This window comes from Agathobaculum faecis (genome assembly GCF_014287995.1).
Taxonomy (GTDB): Bacteria; Bacillota; Clostridia; order Oscillospirales; family Butyricicoccaceae; genus Agathobaculum; species Agathobaculum ammoniilyticum.
This window is the reverse complement of sequence record NZ_JACOPL010000006.1, coordinates 52,733-79,552: the sequence shown is the minus strand read 5'-3', so window position 1 is coordinate 79,552 and position 26,820 is coordinate 52,733. Positions and strand designations below refer to the sequence as shown.

The following is a 26,820-nucleotide window of genomic DNA, read 5'->3' as shown; positions in this document are numbered from 1 at the left end:
ACGAATATTTTTAGAGGAATGAAAATTTTGAGTGTAATCCTGAGTGCATCAGGATTATTTTGCTTTTGGCAGGGAAGCAATCAGCGCATCCATCCGTGCCGCGCTGTTCCGCTGCATCTGGTCACTTACATGGGCATAGGTCTTCAGTGTGAACGAGGCGGCGTAATGCCCCAGATTCGTCTGCATTGTCTTGATGTCGTCCCCATTTTCCAGCGAGATCGTCGCAAATGAATGCCGCAGGGAATGGAAGGTATAATTGCCCATGCCGCAGTCCAGCAGGATGCGTTTGAGGTGCTTGTACACGGTGCGCCGATTAAGCGGTTGTCCAAAATCGTTCGTGAACACCAGATGGAAGCTGTTGTCCCAAAGTGCGCCAGCTGCCAGCTGCTGCTCATTCTGCTTTGCCCGTTGATGCCACAAGACCCGCATGGCGTTCTGCGCGAGGATCACCTTGCGCTGCTTGCCTTCCTTGGGCGGCGCGAGAAAGTAGCCGAAATCGCCCTTGACCTGCTTCTGCTGCAGCTGCTGGCGGACATAAATGCAATCGTGGTCGAAATCAACCTCCTCCCAGCGCAGGCCAAGAATCTCGGACAGGCGCAGGCCGGAGAAAATGTCGATAAAGAAAATGTTGCGGAACTGCTTGCCGTCGATTGCCCGCAAGAACTGGTTGAGCTTAGCGGTCGTGATCGCGCGTACCTGATGCTGGGTCACGCGCGGCAGTGAGCAGCGCTCGGATACATTACGGAGTAACAGCTCGTCGCGGATGGCGGATTCCAGCATGTTGTGCAGGATGCCATGGATGTTGCGGACGGTTTTGGCGGACAGCTTCTTTTTGACCGACAATGAAGTGACAAACTGCTGTACCTGTCGATGGGTCAGATCGGTCAGCTTGACCTTGCCGAGCGCGGGAAGAATATGGTTTTCCAGAATCTTTTGATAGGTCACCTGCGTGCTGTGCGCCAGATTGACTGCGCAGATCGAGAAGTATTCCTGCGCGTAGGCCGCAATGGTGATCTGGCTCGGCTCCTGATAGGTGCCGCGGTCAATGTTTGCGGTTGCCTCGCGCAGTTTGGTGGCAACCTCTTTCTGCGTTTTGCCATAGACGGAATGACGGAGCAGCTTGCCCGTTATAGGGTCGCGGCCGGACACATATTGCCCCTGCCAGCGGCCGTCTTTCCGCTTGTATATCGTGCCGCTGCCGGCTTCGCGTTTTTTACTTTTGCGTGCCATAGTTGCTGGATGCTCCTTTCCGGCACATACAATTTAGGTGCTTCTATTATATCACAGGCTGCGAGGATTGGGCGCTGCTTGCGGTACAAAAATGGGGCTGCCCATTGCAGGGCAGCCCCGCCTTATCGTGTGCCAATGTGGGTTTGTGTGTAGGCTTAACAGCCGCTTTCTGGGAACAGGTACGGCGGCTGGTAGCCGTGGGTGGTTTTGCCCTGCGCGTCCAGCCATTCGGTGAGTTTGTCCTGTTTGACGAGCAGTAGTTTGCCGATGCGGAAGGACGGGAAATCTGCGCGGTGCATCAGGTTATAGGCCGCGCTGCGGCTAATGCCGAGCAGCAGCGCCAGCTCCGGCGCGTTATAGGTCAGTTTATCCATTCAAAACATCTTCTTTGTGTCGTCGAACCAGTAGGCTTGAAATACTGTGCCGTCACCTGTGAGGAAACGGCCTTGGGCGTCGTGCAGAATCTTGTCGCTGGCATCCGTGTTGTCCAGAATGATCGAGGAAAGCACATGATCTGCGCGTCCGCAGATGCGGTAACCGATGTTGTTCTTGATTTGGCCGGAAAGGATATTGGCATCCGGTCGCTGGGTGGAGAGGAACAGGTGAATGCCGAACGCACGCCCTTGTCGGGCGATGGTAGACAGCCGGTTTTCTATGCGGGCGACCTGTTCCTTTTCCTCTTTGGTCAGGCCGGTCTTGTCCAGAATTTCGGCGACCTCGTCTACTGCGAATACGATCCGATCCATTGGAATCGGCTCATGCCGGTTGTAGTCGTAGATGTCTCGGCGCTCGACTTTGCCAAGTATATCCTTGCGCTGTTCCAGCTTTTCGGTCACGTCATCCAGATAGCAAAGCAGCGTCTCGCGGTCGAGAATCAGTTTGCAGTTTGGATGCTTGCGCCATGGGCTGCCAAAGTCCACACCGCCCTTGAAGTCCGCGATCGTAACCTGTATATTGGGCTGCTTGAGGCATTGCATCAGCATCAGCTTGAGTAGCACAGACTTACCCGAACCCGTGCCGCCGCCCAGCAGCACATGCGGGATGAGGTTGAGGTCGAGCGTCACCGGCCCGAGCAGACTTTCGCCGAGCACTAACTTGCAGGCGGGAAACGCATCTCGTAGATAGGCGTCTTTCCACGGCAGCAGCTTGGGCAGCTCGTCCGTGGCGGGAACGGTGTACAGCTGGATGCGACGCTTGCCGTCGCTTTCGCGGATGTCTGCAATGTGGATGTTCAGCGCGGTTTCAATATCGGCGCGCTTGTCCTCCCATACGGACTTGGGAACGCCGCAGGCCAGAAACTCGAGAACGGTCATGCGGCTGTGCATATCGTCCGATTCCTCTGTTCGGACGGCAACCAGCAACGGTGTTTCACCTGCGTGGTTGACCAGTCCGATACGCTGCAAATTGTTCTGGATGCTTTTCGCCTTGGAAGGCGTACCCGCCCACAGAATGAGCACAGCCAGACCGCCGAACACGAGAAACGGAAAGCAAAGGCTGAACGCGATCCGGCTGACTGCATCGAAAATATCTGGTCCGCTGTACGCAAGATCCCACGGGCGGATGATGCTGAACAGAAGCACGGTGAGCAGATAGAGCACCAATACCTTCAGACGGTACTGGTCTGTCCAGATCTCCTTGAGGCCAGTTTGAAACAGAAGCAGCAGATACCTGCGCTGCGTTTCCTGTTCCAGCAGATTGCGTTTTCGGTTATCCATCTTCCAGCATCCACCTCCATTCGCTGATGGGTCGGGTGATTGGTGCGCCGTTCTCGCGGTACTCGGTGAAGGTGCGGATGCGGCGCAGAAAGGCTTTCCATGTTTCAGGGTGATACTGCTGCACCGCTTGATATTGGCGGCCGAGCGGCAGGTTCGAGGTGATATATACCTTGGTGTAGCACGCGACTTTGTCGCTGTACCGGGCGGGCAGCATGAGCGGGTAAATGTCCAGCAGGTTGAGCATTTCTTCGATGGGGATTTGCGACGCAAATTCCTCAAATACGATCACGTCCTGTCCGTGGTAATCGTCGAAAGAAACGCCGCGTCCGTTCCGGTAGTTGGTCACGCGGTAGATGTCGCGCGGATCGTGCCGCCGATAAATGCCGCTTGTTTTGCCGGTACCGGTCGCACCATAAAGATATTGCGTTTCCACGATGCGGTTCTGCTCGGCATATTTCTCGGACAGCAGCGTCTGCCGTAGCATGTCGATTTCCTTCACCCGGAACGCCAGCTTGGGATTTTCACGGATGATCTGCGAAGTTGTCTTTCCGGCGGCAATGTCTTCAAGCAGAGTGGTCATCTCGGGGGCTTTCTCGCTCTGCGGCAGCGGCATGTGCCCAAACTCTTCAAAGCTATCTGGCACAACCGTTTCGGCTTTTTCGGTATCCGACCATTTGCCGCCTTTTTGAATATAATCGCGGTTTTCCTGCGCGCTTCCGTATGTTTATTATATAATTTCAAGAGGGGTGCCATGAGGGAACGCAATATCGTTTTAAACGCGCTAAAATGTGTATTCCCATATACCATCCCGATTTTTGCGGGATTTTGGTTTTGGGGATTGGCCTACGGCATCTACATGAACGTTTCGGGGTTCAGCTTTGTATATCCGATGGTCATGAGCCTGCTGGTTTTTGCCGGATCGGTAGAGCTTGTGGTGGTTTACTGCCTTAGAGATGTCTCTGTCTTTGGCGGGAACCACGGTTTGCCGGAGCTGATTGCGGCGGCTGTGGTTGTGGGATTGCACCTTTGGAAAAAGCAGATGCTTCTCTCCCTCACGGGCGGGACCGTCTGCTATATGCTGCTTGTGCAGATGGTTTTTAAGTGATTTTCGAGTAAAACATACCGATAGCGGTTGATTCTAACGCCTGGATGGGCTGTGTAGTCGTCTGTCCGCTTGTTTTTGTGGTTTTTCCGCAAGGCGCTTGAAAGGGACCTGACCCAAAAAGGTGAGACACGATGGAAGAGAACGTACGTATTTTAATTGGTATAGGGGATATTCCACGGCCTGGCATAATCCTCATATATTGCGTTTAGCCGAACAGGCCCCGTTTTTTGTAGGGCTCTTTGCGGATTTCGCCCGCCTCATAACCCGTAGAGCAGATAGCGTTCCGCAGGGCTTGCTCGTCCAGTTCTTCCGGGGTGAGGATTTCCGTTTCTCCCTTGCTGTGAGAGGAACGCACTTTTTTTACGGGGCAGGCTTTGCGGACCGCATCGTTGACATGGGCCTCGCACATCCCGCACATCATCCCACTGACCTGTACCGTGTATTTCCACATATGGATGTCCTCCTCTTTATAATTGGTTAGCGTCAACTAACCAAAGGATACTATAAATTTGTCCGGAATGCAAGCACCAGTTGAGTCGCATATCGCTTCCCGTCGACTTTTTGGCCGGTGCGCCAAAAATATGGTTTTCCGGTTGACAAATGCAAAGCCGCGTAGTACAATAACGATGTTATATAACAGTGTTATTGTGAGGTGCAGCGAAATGGAAGAGGGAGCCACCACCACATTGGAGAACATCGAACAGGCCGCGCTGGCTGAATTTCTGGACAAGGGGTTTCAGGGCGCTTCGCTGCGGCAGATTGTCAAGAACGCCGGCGTGACCACCGGCGCCTTTTACGGTTACTTTTCCAGCAAGGAGGCACTGTTCGCTTCGATCGTGGAGCCGCACGCTGCCGCCCTGATGGGCCGGTTCATGGAGGCGCAGCTTTCCTTTGCCGAGTTGCCTGAGACCGAGCAGCCGGCGCATGTGGGGAAGGAATCCGGCGCCTATCTCACCTGGATGGTGGACTACATCTGCCAGCATCGGGAGCCGGTAAAGCTGCTGCTGTGCGGGGCGGAAGGCACCAGCTATGAGAACTTTGTCCATAACATGGTGGAGGTGGAGGTCGAGGCAACCCTCGAGTATATCGAGGTTCTGCGCCGCGCGGGGCAGGAGGTTCCGCCGTTGGATCGCTCCCTGTGCCATATCATTGCCAGCGGCATGTTCAACAGCATTTTTGAGGTAGTGGTCCACGATATGCCGCACGACCAGGCGCTGCGGGATGTGCAGCAGCTGCGGGCGTTTTACACCGGCGGATGGGAGCGTCTGTTTGAGCTTTCGTTTGGTTGAACACAGTAGGGAATGCGGCATCGTATTCCCTGTTGTTTTGACATAAAGTTAGCAAAAGCTAACCAAAAGGAGGTTATTTAGATGAAAAACAAAAAGAAGAGCGATCTGGCCATCCTGCTAGACTATGCGGGCAGCCGAAAGGGGCTGACCTTTCTGGGGCTGGCACTGTCGGCTGTATCCATGCTACTGAGCATGGCGCCGTACATCTGCATCTGGCTGGCCGCCCGCGATCTGATCGCCGCCGCACCGGACTGGACGCGGGCGCAAAACGTTACCCGCTGGGGCTGGCTGGCGTTTGCCTTTGCGGTGGGCGGCATCGTCCTGTATTTTGCGGGGCTGATGTGTACCCACCTGGCGGCGTTTCGCACCGCGGCCAACATCCGCAAGCGGGGCATGGCCCATATGATGAAAGCGCCGCTGGGCTTTTTCGACGCCAATGCGTCCGGTCTGATCCGCGGCCGGCTGGATGCGGCGGCGGCCGATACCGAAACGCTGCTGGCGCACAACCTGGCGGATATCATCGGAACGATCGCCCTGTTTGTGAGCATGCTGGCGCTGATGGTCGCCTTTGATTGGCGGATGGGAGCCGCCTGCCTGCTGGCCGCGGTGATCTCAGTGATCGCCATGTTTTCCATGATGGGCGGCAAAAACGCCAAAATTATGGCGGAGTATCAGGCCGCGCTGGACCGTATCAGCAAGGCGGGTACTGAGTATGTGCGCGGCATTCCGGTGGTCAAGATATTCCAGCAGACGGTCTATTCGTTCAAGGCTTTCCAGCAGGCGATCGAGGATTACAGCACCAAGGCCGAGTACTACCAGGCGGATGTGTGCCGAGTACCCCAGTCCGTAAACCTGACCTTCACCGAGGGCGCGTTCGTGTTTTTGGTACCCGCGGCGCTGTTCCTCGCGCCCAGCGCGCTGGCCGCAGGCAGTCTGGCCGGTTTTATCACCAATTTTGCCTTTTACGCGGTGTTTTCGGCTATCATCTCCACCGCGCTGGCCAAGATCATGTTTGCCGCCTCGGGGATGATGCTGGCGAGCGCTGCGCTGAGCCGTATCGATAAGGTCATGTGCGCCCCCAGCCTGCAGTCGCCACAGCATCCGCGGACGCCCTGCGGCAGTCGGGTGGCGTTTCGGGACGTCAGCTTTACCTATGATGGTGCGGAAACGCCCGCGCTGTCCCATGTTTCCTTCACAGTGGAGCCAGGGCAGACGGTCGCGCTGGTTGGTCCTTCGGGCGGGGGCAAGACCACAGCCGCCAGCCTGATCCCCCGCTTCTGGGATGCGTCGTCGGGCGTGGTGGAGGTCGGCGGTGTGGACGTGCGGCAGATTGACCCGCACACGTTGATGGAGCAGGTCGCGTTCGTTTTCCAGAACAGCCGCCTGTTTAAGACCTCCATTCTGGAAAATGTCCGCGCCGCCCGTCCGGAAGCCGCGCGGGAACAGGTGGAAGCCGCGCTTGCGGCAGCGCAATGCGGAGATATTCTGCAAAAGCTGCCGAACGGGCTGGATACCCGAATCGGTTCGGACGGGACCTATCTTTCGGGCGGCGAGGCCCAGCGCATTGCGCTGGCAAGGGCGATCCTGAAGGATGCGCCCATCGTGGTGCTGGATGAGGCCACCGCCTTTGCCGATCCCGAAAACGAGGTGCGGATCCAGAAGGCCCTCACCGCGCTGACCAGGGACCGGACCGTCATCATGATCGCCCATCGCCTGTCCACCGTCGTGGGGGCGGATAAGATCATTGTGCTGGAGGAAGGGCGCATCGCGGAGCAAGGCACGCATGAGGAGCTGGTCGCCGCCACGGGGCTGTACGCCAGAATGTGGGCGGACTATAACACGGCGGTCCAGTGGAAGATCACCAGCGAAAGGGAGGCAGAGTAACATGTTTGGCAAAAAGTTTCAGCGCAAATACGCCCTGACCGCTCAAGGTGTGCAAACTGTCAAAAAAGGCACCTTCTGGACGGTCATCGTCAACCTGATCGTTCTGGGAGGCATCAGCATCTTGTACCTGCTGATGGACGGCTTTATGGGGGCGCTGACCGAGGGGGAGCCGCTGCCCAACGCGGCGCTTTTCATCACGGGGGTGCTGCTGTTCCTCCTACTGTCCTTTGCGACCCATTTGCAGCAGTATCGCGCCACCTACGGCCTGGTGTACAACGAGGTCAAGGCCACCCGCCTCAGTCTGGCGGAGCGCCTGCGCAAGCTTCCGTTGGGCTATTTCGGCAAGCGGGATCTGGCCGACCTGACCGAGACCCTTATGGGGGACGTGAACCGCATGGAGCACGTCTGGTCGCATGTGCTGGGGTATCTGTACGGCGCGTACATCTCCACAGGGGTCGCGGCCGTATGCCTGTTTGTATATGACTGGCGGCTGGCGGCCGCCTGCCTGTGGGGGGTGCCGGCGGCGTTTGGCCTGCTGTTCGGCAGCCGCAGGCTCGCGGGACGCAGCGCCGAGCGGACGAAAAAAGCCGCCGTCCGCGTGGCGGATGGGATGCAGGAGGCGCTGGAGAACATCCGCGAGATCCGCGCCGCCAACCAGCAGGCGCGTTACCTCGCAGAATTGGGGCAGAAGATCGACGAACATGAGCGGGTCACGATCCGCGGCGAATTATCCACCGGCCTTTTGGTGAACGCGGCCAGCGTGATTATGCGCCTTGGTGTGGCGACGACCATCCTCGTGGGCGCGGAGCTGATTCTCTCCGGCCGCATCGACTTTATGCTGCTGTTCCTGTTCCTGCTGGTCATCACCCGCATCTATGCGCCGTTCGACCAGAGCTTGGCGCTGATCGCGGAGATGTTCGTTTCCCAGGTCTCCGCCGACCGCATGATGGAGATTCAGGACATGCCCGTGGCAGAAGGTGCGGCGGCGTTTCAGCCCAACGGACACGACATTGTATTCGAGCATGTGGAGTTTGCCTACGACGAGAAAAAGGTGCTGCACGACGTGTGCTTTACAGCAAAAGAGGGCGAGGTGACCGCGCTGGTGGGTCCCTCCGGCTCGGGCAAGAGCACCTGCGCACGGCTGGCTGCCCGTTTGTGGGACGCTGCCGAGGGCGCAGTCAAGGTGGGCGGCGTGGATATCGCCACCGTGGAGCCGGAGGTGCTGCTAACGGATTACTCGATGGTGTTTCAGGACGTGGTGCTGTTCGACGATACGGTGCTGGAAAATATCCGTCTCGGCCGGCGCGGTGCGACCGATAAGGAGGTGCTGGCCGCAGCCAGAGCCGCCAACTGCGATGAATTCGTCCGCAAAATGCCGAACGGATACCATACCCCCATCGGGGAGAACGGCGCCCGTCTCTCGGGCGGCGAGCGGCAGCGCATCTCGATCGCCCGGGCGCTGCTCAAGGACGCGCCCATCGTGCTGCTGGACGAGGCGACCGCCAGCCTGGACGTGGAAAACGAAACCAGGGTGCAGGGGGCGCTCTCCCGCCTGCTGGCCGGCAAGACCGTGCTGGTCATCGCCCACCGGATGCGCACCGTGGCCGGAGCCGACCATATCGTGGTGCTGGAAAACGGCCGCGTGGCGCAGCAGGGCTCGCCCGCGCAGCTGATGGCCGAGGGAGGCCTGTACCGGCGCATGGTGGAGCTGCAGCAGGAAAGCGCACAGTGGCGGCTCGCCTGAGCCGACCGGCTTTTTCCGGCACCAGGCGCTGGCGCAGGACCAGTCGAAAGACGCTTACCATTTCTCGGTGGGAATCCAGTGCGAGCGGGACGTCTCATCCATGCCGCTGCTGATAAAAGGCGCGGAGCGGAAAAGGTATGTCGAAAAAAAGAATATTACGAAAAACACGACCGGAGAAAAAAACCGGAAATGTAAGAGGGCAAACGGTCGATAAGGCTCCCAGCTTCTGGAACGGCAGTGGGGAGCAAGTTTTTGCCCGTAAAACGAATGGGATTGCGGGCGGGAGCCACAAATGCTAAAACACACATAAAAAGTATATTTTGTTTGGATATATTGCGCATATGATTGGATAGAAACGCAAAAAGAAGGCATTTGATTCGTACAAAAGTGGCATTGCAAGAAAAAATATGAAAATGGTATACTATATGCATAACAAAACATTTGCAACACAAGAAGGATCAAATAAGGAGGTTTCCCCATGTTGTTCCATACCACTGACGCGCATGAAAAGCTGCGCGCTGAGATCCGCGCTTTCGCGGAAAAAGAGGTCAAGCCGCAGGCCTTCCTCATGGACAAGGAGAATGAATTTCCGGCAGAAGCCGTCCGGAAAATGGGCAAGCTCGGATATATGGGGTTGCCTTATCCCAAGGAATACGGCGGCGCCGGACAGGATGTGCTGAGCTACGCAATCGCGGTTGAGGAACTGTCGCGCGTGGACGGCGGCACGGGCGTTATCCTGTCCGCCCATGTGTCGCTCGGCTCGTGGCCGATCTTCGCATTCGGCACCGAGGAGCAGAAGCAGAAATATCTGGTTCCGCTGGCAAAGGGCGAAAAGATCGCCGCGTTCGGCCTGACCGAACCGAATGCCGGTTCTGACGCGGGCGGCACCGAGACGACCGCGATCGATAAGGGCGACCATTATCTGCTCAACGGCGGCAAGATCTTCATCACTAACGCGCCCAAGGCGGATACCTATGTGGTGTTCGCGGTCACCACGCCGGATATCGGTACCCGCGGCATTTCGGCCTTTATCGTCGAAAAGGGGTGGGAAGGCTTTAGCTTTGGCGACCATTATGACAAAATGGGCATCCGCTCCTCGTCCACCGCAGAGCTGATCTTCAACGATGTGAAAGTACCCAAGGAGAACCTGCTCGGCAAGGAGGGGCAGGGCTTCAAGATTGCGATGGCGACGCTGGATGGTGGGCGCATCGGCATCGCATCGCAGGCGCTTGGCATCGCGCAGGGCGCGTATGAAGCGGCGGTGGATTACGCCAAGGAGCGCGTGCAGTTCGACAAGCCGATCGGCTTCCAGCAGGCGATCTCGTTCAAGATCGCGGATATGGCGACCAAGCTGCGCTGCGCGCGGATGCTGGTCTACTCCGCGGCTGAACTGAAGGAAGCGCACGAGCCGTATGCGATGGAGGCAGCGATGGCCAAGATGTATGCGTCCGACATCTCGCTCGAGGTCACCAACGACGCGCTGCAGATCTTCGGCGGCACGGGCTTCCTCAAGGGCATGGATGTGGAACGCATGTACCGCGACGCCAAGATCACCACCATCTATGAAGGCACCAACGAGATCCAGCGCGTCGTGATCGCGTCCAACATCCTGGGCAGGCCGCCCAAGAGCGAGGGCGGCACCTCCAGCCGGCCCAAGAAGCCCGCGCCGGTCACGGGCGTGCGCAAGCACAACATACTCAAGGAAGGCTCGCCGGAAGAGAAGGTGGCGGCGCTAGTGGCGGCGCTGCAGAAGGACGGACACGACTTCACCGTCGGCATTTCAATCGATACTCCGATCACGCAGGCGGAGCGTGTGGTCTCCGCCGGACAGGGCATTGGCAGCAGGGAGAACATGAAGCTGGTCGAGGATCTGGCGCGCGCCGCGGGCGCGGCGGTCGGCTCCTCACGCCCAGTGGCGGAGACGCTCAAATATGTACCGCTGGACCGCTATGTCGGCATGTCCGGCCAGAAATTCAAGGGCAACCTGTATATTGCCTGCGGTATCTCGGGCGCGATCCAGCACCTTAAGGGTATCAAGGATGCCTCGACCATTGTAGCAATCAACAAGAACGGCAATGCGCCGATCTTCAAAAACTGCGACTACGGTATCGTGGGCGATGTCAACGAGATCCTGCCGCTGCTGACCGCTGCGCTCGATACCGGCGAAAAGCAACCCGCCCCGCCCATGGTCAAAATGAAACGCCCGCCTGTACCCAAGCCCGAGCCGATTGGCAAGCGCTATGTCTGCGGCGGCTGCGGCTACGAATACGTCCCCGAACTGGGCGACGAGGACGCGGAGGTCGCCCCCGGTACGCTGTTCGAAAAGCTGCCCGAGGAATGGGTGTGTCCGGAGTGCGGCGAAGGCAAGGATATGTTCATTGAAGCCTGACTGGAAGAATAAGGAGGAGAATATATGTACTGCGTGCGCAATGTAACGGACGATCTCTACTGGGTCGGTGCGAACGATCATCGTCTCGCCCTGTTTGAAAACATCTTTCCCATCCCGCGCGGCGTGTCCTACAACGCCTACCTGCTGCTGGATGAGAAGACCGTGCTGTTCGACACGGTAGACTGGTCGGCCTGCCGCCAGCTCCTTGAAAACGTGGAGCATCTGCTGGACGGGCGGACACTGGATTACCTGGTCGTCAACCACATGGAACCAGACCACGGCGCTTCTGTCGAGGAGATCCTGCTCCGCTATCCGTCGGTCAAGGTGATCTCGACCGAAAAGGCGTTCATGTTCATGCGCCAGTTCGGCTTTGACATCGACGGCCATGAGCTGATCGAGGTCAAGGAAGGTGACACCCAGAGCTTCGGCAGGCATGTTGTGACCTTTGTCGCGGCGCCCATGGTGCATTGGCCCGAGGCCATGGTCACCTTTGACACCACAAACGGCGTGCTGTTCTCGGCGGATGCGTTCGGCTCGTTCGGCGCACTGGACGGCAAGCTGTTCGCGGACGAGGTCAACTTCGACCGCGACTGGATCGACGACGCCCGCCGCTACCTGACCAACATCGTGGGAAAATACGGCCCGCATGTCCAGATGCTGCTCAAAAAGGCGGCGGGCATCCTGGATCAGATCAAATTCATCTGCCCGCTGCACGGTCCGGTCTGGCGCAAGGACCTGATGTACTTTATCGACAAGTACGACCACTGGAGCCGCTACGAGCCGGAGGAAAAGGGCGTCATGATCGCTTACGCCTCGATGTACGGCAATACGGAAGCCGCGGCGCAGGCGCTGGCAGGCAAGCTGTGTGAAAAGGGCGTGAGCAACGTCTGGCTGTACGATGTATCCAACACCCATGTTTCACAGCTGATTTCCGAAACCTTCCGGCTGAGCCATATCGTGCTGGCCTCTGTGACCTATAATCTTGGTATCTATCCGGTCATGCACAACTACCTGATGGATATGAAGGCGCTTAACCTGCAGAACCGCACCTTTGCGATCATCGAAAACGGTTCGTGGGCGGTCAAGTCGGGCGACCTGATGCAGAAATTCATCGATGAGGAACTCAAGAATATGACCGTGCTCAACGAGCGGCTGTCCATGGCCTCCGCGCTGCTGCCGGATAAAGCGGCGGAGCTGGGTGCCCTTGCGGATGCCATCGTGGAATCCGTCAATCAGTAAACGGGACGTGTGCCGCGGCCCAGCATACAGAAAAATATCAGCACATCCCCCTAAAAAGCGCCGTCCCATCGGTTATGACCGATGGGACGGCGCTTTTTTCACAGCAGGGCTCCGGTAAACGGAGCTTCCTGTTTGTCTGGTCCGGCCGACGCCATCAGATATTTCAGGAAGCGTTGGGCCGCGCCCACCGGTGGGCGGCTGGCCAGTTGGGTGACGTAAATCCGGCGCACCATTCCCTTATTAGGGAGGGGTAAGGGCGCGATTTGCACGTTGTAATTCTTTAGAAGGGACACGTGGGGACAAATGCCATAACCGAAGCCGTGGGCGACCAGACTGGCGATGCTTGCCTCATCGGGGGCGATATGGCCATAAACCGGCTCGATTCCATAGGGCTTGAGCATATCGTAAATTTCATAATACGCAGCGGTCTGTTTCTGAAAGCCGATCACACTGCAGGCAAACAGGTCTTCCCAGCTTTGCGGCACATAGGCGTCAGGCGGACAGAGCAGCACAAAGGGCTCCGCAATCAACTCGGTCTGACACAGACCGTCCTCGTCGGAAGCCGAGCAAATGAGAAAATCGCAATACCCATCCCGCAGCTTTGCAATCAGAGGAACTGTGTTGTCCGTGATGAATTCGACTTTCATTTTTCTGTTTTCCGGCCTGGACAGGAACGCGCGGACCATCCGCGGCAGGTGTTCCCATAAAACCGGTGAAATGCAGCCGATGCGGATCAGGATATCCCGATTGGCGGAGAGCGACTGCATATGTAGCTGCGCGGCCTGTAAATCCGCTAAAATGGCTTCCGCATGCGCCAGAAGCTGCTCTCCTTCGGCGGAAAGCTCTAAATTGTGTCCGTTTCGATGAAACAGGGAGAGATTCAGCTCTTTTTCCAGGTTGGAGATGGAGACGCTCAAACTGGGCTGGGAAATGTGAAGCGCTTTTGCGGCTTTTCCCATATTGCCCATTGCGGCAATTTTCTGAAAATACAGCAGTTGGTTCAGCGTCATAGAGCATCCTCCCTATCATAAAAGTAAAACTTACGCAGGGCTTTTTGTTAGTTTTTTCTTATTATACATGCACTGTGCTGCAATGTCAATGGATGAGACACTAATAAAATGTTGAAAATCAACAAAGCGAACGATGGGGAATTGCGCGCTTTCCTCTGTTATAAGCGCAAACTATTAAAAAATAATTTGTTAGTATTTTACTTGTCCGCTATCACCATGCTACACTATTGGTGAAGATAAACAAAAGCTTTTGTTAGAAATCACGAATGTACTGTGAAAAAATCCAATCCATTCTTCGCATGTATTTCGATTCAAACGATCAACAATTTTTAATAGTTTTTTTCTATCGAAGCACAGACCCATACAGACGATACTGATGAGATCCCAAAGGAGCCTATTTATGAAGTTTAGCATGTGTACGGCGGTCTATGGCATGCATGACCTGCATGATACCATCAACAGAGCCGCAAAGATTGGGTTTGATGCAGTGGAGCTGACCGCAGCGCTGCATCTGCCCGTAGAGAGCACACCGGAACGCCGCCGCGAGGTTAAGGGCTGGATCCGTGACGCGGGCCTTGCATGCAGCGCCCTCCACTACATTTTTGATGGAAGCGTCAAGCTGGCCACAGCGGACCGGACGCTCAACGCCAAATGCGCGGATTATCTGTGCAAGGTGGTTGATGTCGCCGCTGATATGGAGGCCGCGACCGTCATCATCGGCAGCGGCGGCGCTACCCGCCATCTGGACGATGATACCGACCGCGAGGAAGCCGTCAAATGTATGGCGGAGGTGATCCGCCAGGCGGGCGAATACGCCGCAAGCAAGGAGGTTTACCTTGCGGTCGAGGCGATCAACCGCTACGAGACCAACTTCCTGAACACGATGCAGCAGGCGACCGAATTTGTGCAGCAGGTCGATCATCCTCATGTGCGCACCATGGCGGACACCTATCATCTGAACATTGAGGAAGCCGACCCTGTCGAGTCTGTGCGGAAATACGGATATGCGCTGCAGAATTTGCACTTGGCAGACTCCAACCGCCACGCGCCCGGCACCGGACACTTTGATTTCAAGGCTGTCGCGGGCGCTCTGCAGGAAGCGGGCTTTGACAAGTACTGCTCGTTCGAGGTGTTCGGCCTGTACCCATGGAAGCTATGGTTCGACACCGTGGAAGAAGCGGACCGACAGATGCAGATTGGCATCGAAACGGCTCGGGCTGCGTTTAATCGATGAAGAAAGGTACGATAGCAATGCGAACAATCAGATTACTGGCTCCCAGCCGGTTGGAAATGCGGGAAACCGATGAACGCCCGGCAATCACGGACAGCACCGTTCGGGTAGACATAAAGGCCTGCGGCATCTGTGGAAGCGACTTGGCACTGTATAACGGCAGGCGGGACCTCTCCGGCGAGCACTATTTTGGACATGAGTTTTCCGGCGTTATCACGGAGGTGGGCAACGGCGCCAACGGCCTGAAAAAAGGGATGCGCGTCGCCAGCGAGCTGGTCAAGGGCTGCGGCCGGTGCTGGTTCTGCCGCAACGGCATGCAGAACTACTGTAAGAGCCTGAATGACGCCCTTCTGCCCGGCGGCTTCACGGAGCAAACGCTGGTGACCAACACGGATGCGTACAGCTTCCTCAGCCCCATCCCTGACGAACTGGACGATATCACCGCTTCCATTCTGGAGCCGGCCAACTGTGCTTACCATGTGGCAATGAAAGCAAATATCCAGCCCGGCGACAGCGTGTTGGTGATCGGTCTGGGCGCCATCGGCCTGGTGGCCGCCATGATCCTCAAGACCATGGGCGCGGGTACGGTGATCGGCGCGGACCGCAGCAAGCTGCGCCTGGAGCAGGTGCGCAAGACCGGCCTGCTGGATGTGATAGACACATCCGAACCCGCCTGGATGGAGCAGGTTAAAGAGATGACCGCGAAGGATGGCGTCGATATCGTCATCGAAGCGACTGGAGCGCCTCCTGTTCTGAAAGACGCCATGGCCGCTGCCCGCACCGGTGGTAAGATTGTTGTTCCCAGTGTGTATTTCGGCGGCATTGATGGATTTGAGCCGCTGCCTATTATGCGAAAAGAATTGACCATTATCGGCTCCAAGGGTCCCGCGCCGCAGCTGAAAACGGATGGAACCTCGGCTGTGGTGGAAAAGGTGGTCCAGATGAAAGACGATCTGCGGAAGCTCATTTCGGTTTACGAGTATAAGGATGCCCTTCAGGCCTTTGCCGACGCCAGAAGCGGCGCGGCCATCAAAGCAGTGATTCAGTTTTCATAAAGGAGATATCGGAGATGACAAAGAAAGAATATGTTCAGAAGTATGGCGGCAAGTTCAGCATCAGCGGCGGCGAAACCTGGACCATGCCCAACGGCCATGTGGTTCACTTCGCGCTGAACCCCAAGATGGGATGCAAAAACACCAATATCGCGGTCGGCTTCCATGAGCCCGGCAAAGAGTTCGCACCGCATAAGCACCCTATTTCGGAAGAAATTTTGATTATTCATTCCGGCGAGGGCGAGTGCTATCTCTATGACAAGTGGATCCCCTGCAAGGCCGGCGATATTGTGTTCGCGCCTCCCGGCGTACTGCACGGCACCCGCAACCCCGCAGGAAACACAGAGCCTTTCGTAACGCTCGGTATCGCGACGCCGCCGCAGCTCGACCTGTACATGCGGGCGGGCTATGACGTTCTGGATGACGACAAGAGCGCATATGACGGCGAACATGCCGAATAAGCGGGGGTAAAGCAACATGTTTTTTGATAATTACAGCGATGAGCTCCAGCGCACGCTGGGAGCGATCGACCGGTCTGACATTGAAAAGCTGGAGGCCTGTCTGGAGGAGGCGCGCGAGAACGGCAGACGTGTGTTCGTGCTGGGCAACGGCGGCAGCGCGGCCGCGGCCTCTCACTGGGTCTGTGACTTTGGCAAGGGCATCAACATTGGGGACTCCAAGCGGCTGAAGATCTTTGCCCCCTCTGACCACTCCTCTATTTTCACCGCCTATGGCAACGACAACGCCTATGACCAGACCATGGTAGAGCAGTTGAAAAATTTTCTGGAAGAAGGCGACCTAGTGATTTCTCTGTCCGTCTCCGGCAGCTCCGGCAATCTGGTGGAGGCGCAAAAGTATGCAAAGGCGGCCGGCGCTAAAACGATTTGCATTGTAGGCGATTACAACGGCAGTCTGATCGGGCTGTCCGACCTTTCCATTGTGCTCCCCTCAAAGAACTACGGCGTGGTGGAGGACATCCACCTGATTTTGGAGCACGCCATCTCGCAGGATATGAAGCGTGCCATCCAGAACGCACAGGGATAAGCCTATGTACATTGGGGCTTTTGATATCGGCGGTACCAAAACCATTGTCGCCCTTGCGGACGACGCCGGAAAAATTTATGAAAAACAGCAGTTTCCCACCGAAACCGGAGACTGCCTGCGGCATCTGGATGTATGCTGCGAAATCCTCTGCCGGTTTGCAGAAAAACGCGGCCTGCGTATGGAACAGATTGCCGGCATCGGGGTCAACCTTCCCGGCATTGTGGAGCGCGGGGAAGGGGTTCTGCTTCGGGCGGTTTACGCGGGCTGGAGCCAGATACCCGTGAGGGCGTATCTTTCCAAAAAGCTCCGGATTGCCAGGGTTGTGTGCGAAAATGACGTAAACGCCTGCGCCGTGGGAGAGGTGCGCTTCGGGCTGGGGAAGCGGTTTTCCAGCTTCGGGTGGATGACCGTTTCCACTGGCGTAGGCGGTGCGGTCGTCAGCGATGGACGGCTGATTCGCGGCGCACATGGCTATGCCGGTGAGTTCGGCCATCTCAAGGTGGAATACCAAAAGCCCTGCGGCTGCCCCTGCGGAGAGCAGGGCTGTCTGGAAGCGCATGGTTCCGGAACGGCCCTGAACCGGCTGATCGAGGAGCGGACGCGGCAGGACGCGGCTTTCCGGGCGGCTTTCGACCGGCTGGGAGAGAGCCCTTCGGGCGCTTCCTGTGCGAAGCTGGCGAAAAACGGTAATGAGACCGCCGCAGCGATTTTCCAGCAGGTCGGCGAGTATCTCGGCAAGGGCATTTCCTATTACACGAATATTCTTGATCCGGAAGCGGTCATTATCGGCGGCGGGGTATCGGCTTCGCTGGACCTGCTCATGCCGGGCATTCGCCGGTCTATGGAACGGTATACCTTTGCACAGATGAAAGACGTGCCGATCCTGCCGACCGCCCTTGGCTATGAAGCCGCTCTGATGGGCGCGGTTGCAATCGCAGTATAAGTACGATAAACAGGGAGGAAGCATATGAAACGCTTAAAAGCAGCGGTAGTCGGCATGGGCTTTATCGGGTTTGCCCATGTGGAAGCGCTCAGGCGAATCCCCCATGTGGACGTTGTGGCCATTGCGGATTCGTTTGGCGCAAAGGAAAAGGCCGAACGGCTGGGCGTTCCCGCGGGCTACGCGGATTATGTGGAAATGATGGATGCCTGCAAGCCTGACTGCATTCACATCTGCACGCCCAACAGCACCCACATGGCGATTGCCATGGCAGCCATAGAGCGGGGTATTCATGTCGTCTGCGAGAAGCCCATGGCGCGAAACGCGGAAGAGGCGCAGAAAATGGTCGATGCGGTCCGCAAGAGCGGCGTGATCGGCGCATTGAACTTCCACAACCGCTATTACCCCATCCCCTACCGGATGCGGCGCATGGCGCTGGACGGAGAGCTCGGTGAAATTTATCATATCCAGGGCGGCTATCTGCAGGACTGGCTGCAGTACAAGACGGATTTCAGCTGGAAGCTGCTGTCCGACCAGTGCGGCAAGACACGGGCCACCGCAGACCTAGGCTCCCACTGGATTGATCTGGCCGAATACGTCACCGGCCAGCAGGTGACCGAGGTTTTCGCGGAATTTAAAACCGTTTATCCACAGCGCACGCAAATGACGGAGCAGGGTCCAAAAGATGTGGACATTGATACGGAGGATTTCTCCTGCGTCCTGCTCCGGTTCGACGGCGGGGCTGTCGGCACCGCCACGTTTTCTGCAGTATTCTCTGGCAAGAAGAATCAGACCGTGCTACAGGTGGCCGGCACCAGGCAGTCGCTGGAATGGGATAACGAGCGGGTCAACGATCTGCTGATCGGCCATCGGGACGGTCCCAACGGGCTGTTGACCAAGGACCCCTCCCTGGTAGACCGTGCGACGGCCGCTGTCATCGGATATCCGGGCGGCCACGCGGAGGGCTTCCCCGATGCTTTCAAGCAGAATTTCACAGCGATTTATGGGGCTATTCGCGGCGAAGCACCGGAAAACCCCTTTGCGACCTTTGAGGACGGTCTTCATATGATGAAGATCTGCGACGCATTGTATGAGAGCGCCCACAGCGGCAAGTGGGTTGTTGTCTGATAAGCATATGATGAACAAGGGAAGGAGGAATATGGATTGAAAATAGGCGTTGTGGCAAATGTACTGCAGGACAGGCCGCTGGAAGATGCGTTAAAAATATTTCGGGAAATGGGGATTGAGCAGATAGAACCCGGCTGTGGCGGATTCGCCGGCAAGGCGCATGTCGCGCCGGAACGCCTGCTTGCCTCTCCCGAGGCGCTGGAGGAATTTCAGCAGACCCTCCAAGCCTCCGGTCTGACGATCAGCGCGCTTTCCTGTCACGGCAATCCGGTGCATCCCGATCCGGCGAAGGCGGAAGAGTATCATGAGGATATGTGCAACACCGTCCGCCTGGCAGAAAAGCTGGGGGTCGATACCATCACCTGCTTTTCCGGCTGCCCCGGGGACTGCGAAGCGTCCCGATATCCCAACTGGGTGACCTGTGCGTGGCCGGACGATAATCTGGATATTCTCAAATATCAGTGGGACAAGGTCCTGATCCCGTATTGGAAAAGCTTCGCTCAGAGTGCAAAGGACTGCGGCGTAAGCAAAATCGCGCTGGAGCTGCATCCCGGCTTCAGTGTCTACAACGTGGATACGCTGAAACGTCTGCGGGAAGCGGTCGGGCCGGAGATCGGCGTCAACTTCGACCCCAGCCACCTGCTCTGGCAGGGGATGGAGCCGGTGGCCGTGATTCGGGCCTTTGCGGGAATGATCTACCATGTACACGCGAAGGATGTGTGCATCGACCGGTACAACACCGCGCGCAACGGCGTTCTGGACACAAAGCATTATAGCGACGAGACGCACCGCTCCTGGATCTTCCGAACGATAGGCTACGGGAATGACGCGAAGTACTGGAAAGATATTTTTTCCGAGCTGCGGAAGACCGGATATGACGGAACGATCAGCATTGAGCATGAGGACAGCCTGATCAACCGGCTGGAAGGTTTGCAGCACGCGGTGGACATGGTGAAAAGCTGCGCGATCTTTGCGGAAACATCCGGAATGTGGTGGGCATAACAAAACAGTGCCTATAGGAGAGAAAGTATGAAAAAGTTATTTAACAGCATCGATACGATTATCCGATGGCTTGAGAACATCGTCTGCGGTGCAACGCTGACCGCTATCGTCTGCATTGCAACGGCCACTGTTATTGCGCGTTATATTTTCCAAACCGGCTTCCTGTGGGCGGATGAGGTCAATCAGGCCCTGCTGGTGGCCATGGGCATGTTCGGCAGCGCCCGAGCGGTTCGCACCAACGGACATACCGAATTCACAATGCTGGTCAACAAACCAAAAAGCAAGGCGGTGCGCATTGCGCTGCGGTCGGTCTTCCTGGCGATTACCATTGTTTTCCTGGTGCTCTTGCTCATCTGGACCGCACAGTATACCGCCGCCGGTACCATGCTGAGTACCACGCTGCGCATTCCCAGAATGTACTATTATGTATCGATCCCGATAGGCTTTGCTCTGATGATCTACGAGTATCTGCGCACGATCAAGAGCCGCACCGTCGATGACCCCGCGACTGAACAAGAATAAAGGAGGCGAACCCCTGTGAGTGTAGGCTTAATTATCGCCCTGCTGGTCATCCTGACTTTTGTCTTTATTCTGGCAGGCATTCCGGTGTATGTTTCCCTGCTGTTTACCGGCACGCTCAGCCTGGTTGCGCTTGGCGTGACGACCAATACCCCCATCGCAACCCTTGCCGTTTCAAACTCCATATTTAATGGCATTGGCAGTCTGCCTCTGCTGGCAATCCCGTTCTTTATGCTTGCTGGCGAGATCATGAACCGAGGCGGCATCACGGAAAAGCTCATCCGCTTTGCCATGCTGCTGATCGGCCGGCTGCCCGGCAGCCTTGCCCACGCAGGCATCGTATCCAGCATGTTTTTCGGCGGCATTACCGGCTCCGCGCAGGCATGCTCGTCCTGCATGGGAGGTATCCTGATCCCTGCCATGGTCAAGGAGGGGTACTCGGCCCAGGAGGCCGCGGGCGTAATTGCCAGTGCCTCCACCTGCGGACCGATCATCCCGCCGAGCATTATCATGGTGGTCTACGCGACCGCGGTCGGCGTCTCGGTCGGCTCGATGTTTATGGGCGGCGTCGTGCCAGGCATCCTGTGCGGCCTGATCCTGATGCTTGTGGTGCTGCTGCGCGACCGTGTGGTCCATTTCCCGAAGCGCACGGAACACCTGTCCGCGGGCGAGATCAAGCGGACTATCATTGACGGACTGTTGCCGCTGGGTATGCCGCTGATCGTTGTTGGAGGCATTATGGGCGGTATCATGACCCCTACCGAGGCCGGCGCGATTTCGGTTGTATACGCGCTTCTGGTTAGCCTGTTCATCACCAAAACGCTCAAGATTCGTGAGATTGGACCGATCCTGTTGCAGGGTGTCAACAGCGCGGCCCCGCTGCTGCTGATCATCGCCTGCGCCAAGGTTTTCAGCTACGGCCTTACCGCGCTGCAGATGCCTGTGATTGTGAACGACCTGATCCTCTCAATTATCGATAACAAGTACATGTTCCTGCTTCTGGTCAACATCCTGCTGCTCATCATGGGCATGTTTATGGATGGCGGCGCTTCGGTTATCATCCTGGCTCCCATCCTGGCGCCGGTAGCGGCGTCCATGGGCATCAGCCTGATTCACTTCGGCATTATCATGGCCTTTAACCTGACCATCGGCAACATCACGCCGCCCTTGGGTTATTGCCTGTTCATCACCTCCAAGATTGCCGGTATTCCGGTTGAAAAAGCAATTAAGGGTACCATTCCCTATATGATAGCCGAAGTGCTCTGCCTGCTTCTGATTACATATATCCCGTTTCTGGTTCTTGGGCTCCCCTCCTTCCTCGGCATGGCGATTTAATCCTGCTCTCTGGCGGACGTAAACGCCGGGAAATATCTGTATGCTTACCAAACCAACCATACTATACTATTGATTGAAAAGGAGATTTACCATGAAAAAGAAGTTCACTCTGGCCCTGGCCTGCGTTCTGGCAATGACGACAATGCTCACCGCCTGCGGCGGCTCCGGCCAAACCCCTGCCTCCGATGGTTCCAGCAGTGCAATTACGGTAAAATATTCCGTCACCTTTCCCGCTACCGGCACGCAGGCGGATGGTGCCAATGTGTTGGCTGAGCTGATCGAGGAGTGCTCGGAGGGCCGGCTGAAAATGGAGTTCTATCCCTCCTCCCAGTTGGGCGACAAGGCCGCGACTTTTGAGGGGCTGAAGGCAGGCACCATAGAGATGACCGAATGCGCCGCCACCGATCTGTCCGCTTTCAACGATATGTGGTCGGTGTTCTCCCTGCCGTATCTGTGGGAGGACGGAAGCCAGGCCGTGAACACCGTTATGGATGACGAGGTAAAAGCGGTGCTGGAGGCCAATGCGGAGGAAAACGGCTTCAAGATCATCGCATGGACGGACATCGGCAGCCGCAGCGTGCTGAACCAGAAACATGCCGTGAACACGGTTGACGACCTCAAAGGCCTGAAGCTGCGCTGCATGGAGGATGCTGTTCTGGCGGATACCGTAAACGCGATGGGCGCGATTGGCACCCCCATGGCTTCCAGCGAGATCTACACCGCCCTGCAGCAGGGTACCATCGACGGTCTGGATCACACACCCTCCGTCATCGCCGCCAATAGCTGGTATGAGCTGTGCAAGTACTTCACGCTGACCGAGCACTTTACCATTCCGGATCCGGTTTTCGTCAGCAAGGTATGGTTCGACAACCTTTCGGCAGAAAATCAGGAAGCGCTCCTCGAAGCCGGCGAGAAGTTTGCCGATCAGTGGAATAACGAGATCTGGCCGGCAGCCACCGAGGAAGGCCTGAAGGTCATGGAGGAAAATGGCGTTGAGATCCTGGAAGCAGACAAGGAAGCGTTCCAGGCAAAGACGCAGCCTGTTGTCGATGCGTTTTTATCCAAGGCGAGCGATGGCCAGAAAGCACTGTACGAGCTGCTCGTTGCGACCCGCGAAAAATACTAATTCGTGCCGCTGGATGGAATGTGGTAGCGGTTAACTGAATAGCGGCCCTCGTTTCGGCTCTGTACTCATCTTAAAAGCTGAGAAAAGAGAAGGAATGAGGGCCGTTTGAATAAAAATGATTTTTATGCCTGGGAAATGGCCGGAACGTCCGGCTTGGAGTTTCCAGGATGCGGAAAGGATAGGTGCTGCTATGAAAATAGGTGGGTTTGGCAAAATAAAAGACTATCTGCCGATTGCAGAGGCGGGATATGATTTCGCAGAATTGGATGTCCCCGAGATCGCGGATCTAAGCGGGGAAGCACTGGATGAATTGCAAAAGAGCATAAAAACCGGCGTGCCGATACAGATTGGTTCCCGCCTGCTGCCGGTGGCAGAGCCGCTGTTTTTCGAGGAGGGATTTAAACCCGAATCGCTGGAGCCATATCTGGAAGAGGCTTGTGGAAAAACGGCGAGGCTTGGTATCCGTACCCTTATCCTGGGGAACGGCAAGGCGCGCTGGATACGGACGGCGTCAGAACGCCCGAAAGAAGAGGCGTTCATAGAAGCGCTGCGCCTGATGGCGCGTAAAGCGGAGGAAAATCATCAGGAACTGATTCTGGAGCCGCTGGGACCGAAATATTCAAACTATATCAATACAGTTGTACAAGCGGTGCAGCTGATAGAAAAAGTAAAAATAAACAACCTTTTTACCATGGCGGATCTTCGGCATATGGTAGCGGCCGGAGAGCCGTTTCAGGATTTGCAAACCTATTTGCCGTATATTCATCATATCCACATGGATTATCCGCTTTCCTATCCGGAAAGAAACTATCCTTCTGTGAGGGACGGTTATGATTACCGTGTGTTTCTTGACAGCCTGGAGCGGGCGGGCTATGACGGCACGCTGACCATTGAAGCCGATATCCCCGAAAACTGGCATAAGGCATGCCGGCAGGTCATGGAGGTGCTGGAAAAATAGCAGGACTTGACAAAAGGCGGCCAGCGCACTGGGAAAGGCCTGGAAGCAGGCGGCGGGACGTAGCGGAGCTATGGGCTGAAGCGGTGCAGATAACGGAAAAGGAGAGTATGATGTACGAAAAAAGATTATCCGGCGTGGTTATTCCGACTATTACGCCGATGCACGAAGATGGATCAATGGATGAGCGCTCACTGGCGGGCTTTACGGAATATCTGGTGCAGGCGGGGGTGGACTGCCTGTATCCGAACGGCACCAACGGGGAGAGCCTTCTGCTCAGCGGGGAGGAGCGCGAAACGGCAGCGGAAATTATGGTGGAAACCGTGGCAAAGCGCATTCCGGTATTCATCCAGTGCGGTAGCATGACGACTGCGGAGACTATCTCTCATGTGCGGCACGCGGTCAGAATCGGCGCGGATGGCGTGGGCGTGATGTCGCCGGCATTCTTTCCTATGGACGAGGCATCCCTGCTTGGCTATTACAGCGCGGTGGTCGAGAGCGTACCGCCGGATTATCCGGTTTATATCTATAACATTCCCGGCTGCACAACGAGCGACGTCAAACCCGAACTGCTGGGCAGGCTGATGGAAAAATACGAAAATGTTGCGGGCATCAAATACAGTTGCCCTGACCTGATGCGCATTGAGGATTATCTGCTGTGCAGCGAGCGCATCCCAGACCTGCTGATCGGCTGCGACAGCCTGTTCCTCCCGTGCCTGATGACAGGCGGTGTTGGCACGGTGACCGGCCCGGGGGCGATCTTCCACGAACGGTTCAATCGCCTGTACCGCCAGTACCGTGAGGGCGATATGGAAGGCGCGCGCAGGACGCAGCAGCAGATTGTCAGGACCGACCGCGAACTGGCGGCAGTCCCGGGCATTCCGGCGCTTAAAGCGCTGCTCAAGCTGCGCGGCATCATTGAAAATGACACCTGCCGCGGGCCGCTGCGCAAACTGACGGACGGAGAATACGCGTTGCTCGAGCGCGTGCTGGAAGAGTACTATAAGGAGGAGGATATCAATGGCTGAGAAAAAGCTGCGAGTTGGTGTAATCGGCGTCGGCTATGTTTCAAAGAACAACTTTCTTCCCGTACTGCCGCGGTTTGACGATGTGGAGTTTGTCGGGCTGATGGCAGGCAAGCTGGAAAACGCGCAGCATGCGCAACGTCTCTGCGGTGCGCAGCAGGCGGTCGCTACTCTGGAAGCGTTCGTGTCGCTCGGCCTGGACTGCGCCTTCGTGTTGACGCCCAAACAGTGCCATGCGGAGCAGATCTCTTTCCTGCTCGAGCAGGGCATCGATGTATACAGTGAAAAACCCATGGCAACCACATTAAAGGATGCGGCACGCATTGCAGAGGCGGCGGCTAAAACGGGCAATAAACTAATGATCGGCTTTAACCGCCGTTACGCGCCGGTCTGCCAAAAAGCCAAGGCGGTTTATGGGGAAGGGTCTCCGGAGGTGATCATCGCACAGAAAAACCGTCCGGCGACCGAGTACCGCGCCACATTGGAAAACGCGATCCACATGGTCGATCTGATGCGCTACTACGGCGGTGAGGTCAAGGACGTCAATGCGCTGACCAAGTTCACGGATCCGTATTATGAGACGTTTACGACCGCTCAACTGGAATTCGAGAACGGCGCTTCGGGTATGCTGATCGCGGCCCGCTGCTCGGGCCAGTGGGAGGAAACCATTGAACTGCATGGGAATAACCGCTCGGCGTTTATTAAAATGCCGGACAGTGTGACAGTGACGGATGCGGAGGAACAGCATAAGACTGCAATGACCCCGCTCGCTATGGGCTGGGCCAAGTCCGAGGATAAACTGGGCTTTACGAATGCAATCCGTCATTTCCTCGATTGTGTGCGCGACGGCAAAACCCCGCTTACCGATGCGGCGGACGCCTACAAGACCCACGAATTGCTCGACCGCATCCTGCGTGCCGCCGGGCTGCCGGCGATGGATTAAAGGATGGAGCCGCTATGTTCAAAATTGCCGGACATACCATGGGTACACCGGAATACACTGTTTGCGAGGCGATCGAACTGCTGCATCGCATCGGCGCAGACGGTGTCGAGATTGTTGTACAGAATGATTACCGCTCTGGGCTACCATGTGACTGCAATGAAAATACTTTGGCCGAGGTCAGGCGGTGTGCAGAGCAGAACAACATCCAGATCATCTGCCTGACGCCATATAACTCCTATTTCAATTCGCTGGACGAACCGGTCCGCCAGCGCGAAATCGCCGCTATCAAAAAGGTGATGGGTTATTGCGATCAGTTGGGTACAAAGTACATCCGCATTTACGGCGGTAATCTGGCCGCTGGGGATACGGAGAAATTAGCGGAGCGCCGCGCCAGACTGATCGAATCCATGTGCGAGCTGGGCGATGCAGCAGCAGAAAAAGGCGTGACGCTGGTGATTGAGAACCATTTTAATACAATGGCGGTTTCGGCGAAAGAAAGCGCGTCGCTTATCAGGGAAATTGACCATCCGGCAGTCCGTATCCTGTACGATCAGGCAAACCTGACCTTTACCGGAAACGAAGGATATGAAGAAGCGCTTCCCCTACAGCAGCAGTATGTGGCATACATGCATGTGAAGGATCTGGTATTCAAAGAAGGTGTGGCGTTTTCCTCTTCCAATGTAGCGCGGCCGGACGAATCCGAACGCAATGTGTATACGCGCATCGTGGGCGAGGGGGTTATACCGTGGCCGGAGATCCTGCGCGCGGTCAAAGCGCGCGGTTATGACGGCTGGCTGTCCCTCGAATATGAGCGCCGGTGGCATCCGGATGATATTCCGGACGCATCCATCGGTATGAAGCGGTCGCTGGAATACCTGCGCGGCATCGAGCTGTGAAAATTTATTCCAAAATGCC

Annotated in this window: 26 protein-coding genes; 20 read left to right on the top strand and 6 right to left on the bottom strand. The window is 56.6% G+C overall.

Going from position 1 to position 26,820, the window contains the following annotated elements; genetic code table 11:
• Positions 1-54 precede the first annotated feature (54 nt).
• The 4 genes from H8S45_RS07610 to H8S45_RS07595 all read right to left on the bottom strand — a co-directional run bounded on the left by H8S45_RS07610 (position 55) and on the right by H8S45_RS07595 (position 3,558).
• Entirely contained in the window at positions 55-1,230 is a 1,176-nt protein-coding gene (locus H8S45_RS07610; RefSeq protein ID WP_186949882.1) for a tyrosine-type recombinase/integrase, read from the bottom strand.
• A gap of 155 nt (positions 1,231-1,385) precedes the next feature.
• Positions 1,386-1,604, bottom strand: coding sequence for a helix-turn-helix domain-containing protein (locus H8S45_RS07605; protein ID WP_054326434.1), 219 nt, complete (start codon positions 1,602-1,604; stop codon positions 1,386-1,388).
• Positions 1,605-2,945, bottom strand: a complete 1,341-nt coding sequence (locus H8S45_RS07600; protein ID WP_054326435.1) for an FtsK/SpoIIIE domain-containing protein — start codon at positions 2,943-2,945, stop codon at positions 1,605-1,607.
• Positions 2,938-3,558, bottom strand: a complete 621-nt coding sequence (locus H8S45_RS07595; protein WP_054326436.1) for a P-loop NTPase family protein — start codon at positions 3,556-3,558, stop codon at positions 2,938-2,940. Before H8S45_RS07595 ends, H8S45_RS07600 begins: the two co-directional genes overlap by 8 nt.
• A 138-nt stretch (positions 3,559-3,696) precedes the next feature.
• On the opposite strand from H8S45_RS07595, the gene H8S45_RS16575 reads away from it, so the two are divergent.
• The gene (locus H8S45_RS16575; protein ID WP_082396847.1) at positions 3,697-4,050 is read left to right on the top strand and encodes a branched-chain amino acid transporter permease; all 354 of its coding nucleotides are present in this window, start codon (positions 3,697-3,699) and stop codon (positions 4,048-4,050) included.
• Positions 4,051-4,255: 205 nt separating this feature from the next.
• Here H8S45_RS16575 and H8S45_RS07585 read toward each other — a convergent pair whose 3' ends face one another.
• Entirely contained in the window at positions 4,256-4,501 is a 246-nt protein-coding gene (locus H8S45_RS07585; RefSeq protein ID WP_107631755.1) for a heavy-metal-associated domain-containing protein, read from the bottom strand.
• 211 nt (positions 4,502-4,712) lie between these two features.
• Between H8S45_RS07585 and H8S45_RS07580 the strand changes: the two genes are divergently transcribed.
• From H8S45_RS07580 to H8S45_RS07560, 5 genes are all read left to right on the top strand, one after another.
• Complete coding sequence (locus H8S45_RS07580; protein ID WP_054326437.1) at positions 4,713-5,339, top strand: TetR/AcrR family transcriptional regulator; 627 nt, start codon at positions 4,713-4,715, stop codon at positions 5,337-5,339.
• A gap of 81 nt (positions 5,340-5,420) precedes the next feature.
• Positions 5,421-7,223 (top strand): ABC transporter ATP-binding protein, encoded by a 1,803-nt coding sequence (locus H8S45_RS07575; protein WP_186949880.1) that lies wholly within the window; start codon positions 5,421-5,423, stop codon positions 7,221-7,223.
• 1 nt (position 7,224) lies between these two features.
• Positions 7,225-8,967 (top strand): ABC transporter ATP-binding protein, encoded by a 1,743-nt coding sequence (locus tag H8S45_RS07570; protein WP_054326438.1) that lies wholly within the window; start codon positions 7,225-7,227, stop codon positions 8,965-8,967.
• 478 nt (positions 8,968-9,445) lie between these two features.
• Positions 9,446-11,356, top strand: coding sequence for an acyl-CoA dehydrogenase family protein (locus H8S45_RS07565; protein WP_082396848.1), 1,911 nt, complete (start codon positions 9,446-9,448; stop codon positions 11,354-11,356).
• Between the two features lie 24 nt (positions 11,357-11,380).
• Positions 11,381-12,595 carry an FprA family A-type flavoprotein gene (locus tag H8S45_RS07560; RefSeq protein WP_054326439.1) on the top strand — a complete coding sequence of 405 codons (1,215 nt, stop codon included), beginning with the start codon at positions 11,381-11,383 and terminating at the stop codon, positions 12,593-12,595.
• 98 nt (positions 12,596-12,693) lie between these two features.
• On the opposite strand, the gene H8S45_RS07555 is transcribed toward H8S45_RS07560, so the two are convergent.
• The gene (locus H8S45_RS07555; protein ID WP_107631760.1) at positions 12,694-13,605 is read right to left on the bottom strand and encodes a LysR family transcriptional regulator; all 912 of its coding nucleotides are present in this window, start codon (positions 13,603-13,605) and stop codon (positions 12,694-12,696) included.
• A gap of 400 nt (positions 13,606-14,005) precedes the next feature.
• On the opposite strand from H8S45_RS07555, the gene H8S45_RS07550 reads away from it, so the two are divergent.
• The 14 genes from H8S45_RS07550 (at position 14,006) to H8S45_RS07485 (ending at position 26,801) form a co-directional block, all read left to right on the top strand.
• The gene (locus tag H8S45_RS07550) at positions 14,006-14,839 is read left to right on the top strand and encodes a sugar phosphate isomerase/epimerase family protein (protein WP_054326441.1); all 834 of its coding nucleotides are present in this window, start codon (positions 14,006-14,008) and stop codon (positions 14,837-14,839) included.
• Positions 14,840-14,856: 17 nt separating this feature from the next.
• Entirely contained in the window at positions 14,857-15,891 is a 1,035-nt protein-coding gene (locus tag H8S45_RS07545) for a zinc-dependent alcohol dehydrogenase (RefSeq protein ID WP_054326442.1), read from the top strand.
• A 14-nt stretch (positions 15,892-15,905) separates the two neighbouring features.
• Complete coding sequence (locus H8S45_RS07540; RefSeq protein WP_054326443.1) at positions 15,906-16,349, top strand: cupin domain-containing protein; 444 nt, start codon at positions 15,906-15,908, stop codon at positions 16,347-16,349.
• A 16-nt stretch (positions 16,350-16,365) separates the two neighbouring features.
• Positions 16,366-16,932 carry an SIS domain-containing protein gene (locus H8S45_RS07535; protein ID WP_054326444.1) on the top strand — a complete coding sequence of 189 codons (567 nt, stop codon included), beginning with the start codon at positions 16,366-16,368 and terminating at the stop codon, positions 16,930-16,932.
• A 4-nt stretch (positions 16,933-16,936) separates the two neighbouring features.
• Positions 16,937-17,875 (top strand): ROK family protein, encoded by a 939-nt coding sequence (locus H8S45_RS07530; RefSeq protein ID WP_107631762.1) that lies wholly within the window; start codon positions 16,937-16,939, stop codon positions 17,873-17,875.
• 24 nt (positions 17,876-17,899) lie between these two features.
• Positions 17,900-19,000 carry a Gfo/Idh/MocA family protein gene (locus tag H8S45_RS07525; RefSeq protein WP_054326445.1) on the top strand — a complete coding sequence of 367 codons (1,101 nt, stop codon included), beginning with the start codon at positions 17,900-17,902 and terminating at the stop codon, positions 18,998-19,000.
• A 36-nt stretch (positions 19,001-19,036) separates the two neighbouring features.
• Positions 19,037-20,002, top strand: coding sequence for a sugar phosphate isomerase/epimerase family protein (locus H8S45_RS07520; protein ID WP_054326446.1), 966 nt, complete (start codon positions 19,037-19,039; stop codon positions 20,000-20,002).
• 27 nt (positions 20,003-20,029) lie between these two features.
• Complete coding sequence (locus H8S45_RS07515; protein WP_107631763.1) at positions 20,030-20,524, top strand: TRAP transporter small permease; 495 nt, start codon at positions 20,030-20,032, stop codon at positions 20,522-20,524.
• A gap of 15 nt (positions 20,525-20,539) precedes the next feature.
• Positions 20,540-21,856, top strand: a complete 1,317-nt coding sequence (locus tag H8S45_RS07510) for a TRAP transporter large permease (RefSeq protein WP_054326448.1) — start codon at positions 20,540-20,542, stop codon at positions 21,854-21,856.
• Between the two features lie 91 nt (positions 21,857-21,947).
• A complete protein-coding gene (locus H8S45_RS07505) occupies positions 21,948-22,982 on the top strand; it encodes a TRAP transporter substrate-binding protein (RefSeq protein ID WP_054326449.1) in 1,035 nt (344 codons plus the stop codon).
• Positions 22,983-23,172: 190 nt separating this feature from the next.
• Positions 23,173-23,940, top strand: coding sequence for a sugar phosphate isomerase/epimerase family protein (locus H8S45_RS07500; protein ID WP_054326450.1), 768 nt, complete (start codon positions 23,173-23,175; stop codon positions 23,938-23,940).
• Positions 23,941-24,047: 107 nt separating this feature from the next.
• Entirely contained in the window at positions 24,048-24,965 is a 918-nt protein-coding gene (locus H8S45_RS07495) for a dihydrodipicolinate synthase family protein (protein WP_243182414.1), read from the top strand.
• A complete protein-coding gene (locus H8S45_RS07490) occupies positions 24,958-25,905 on the top strand; it encodes a Gfo/Idh/MocA family protein (RefSeq protein WP_054326452.1) in 948 nt (315 codons plus the stop codon). Before H8S45_RS07495 ends, H8S45_RS07490 begins: the two co-directional genes overlap by 8 nt.
• 14 nt (positions 25,906-25,919) lie before the next feature.
• A complete protein-coding gene (locus H8S45_RS07485) occupies positions 25,920-26,801 on the top strand; it encodes a sugar phosphate isomerase/epimerase family protein (RefSeq protein WP_243182413.1) in 882 nt (293 codons plus the stop codon).
• Positions 26,802-26,820: the final 19 nt, after the last annotated feature.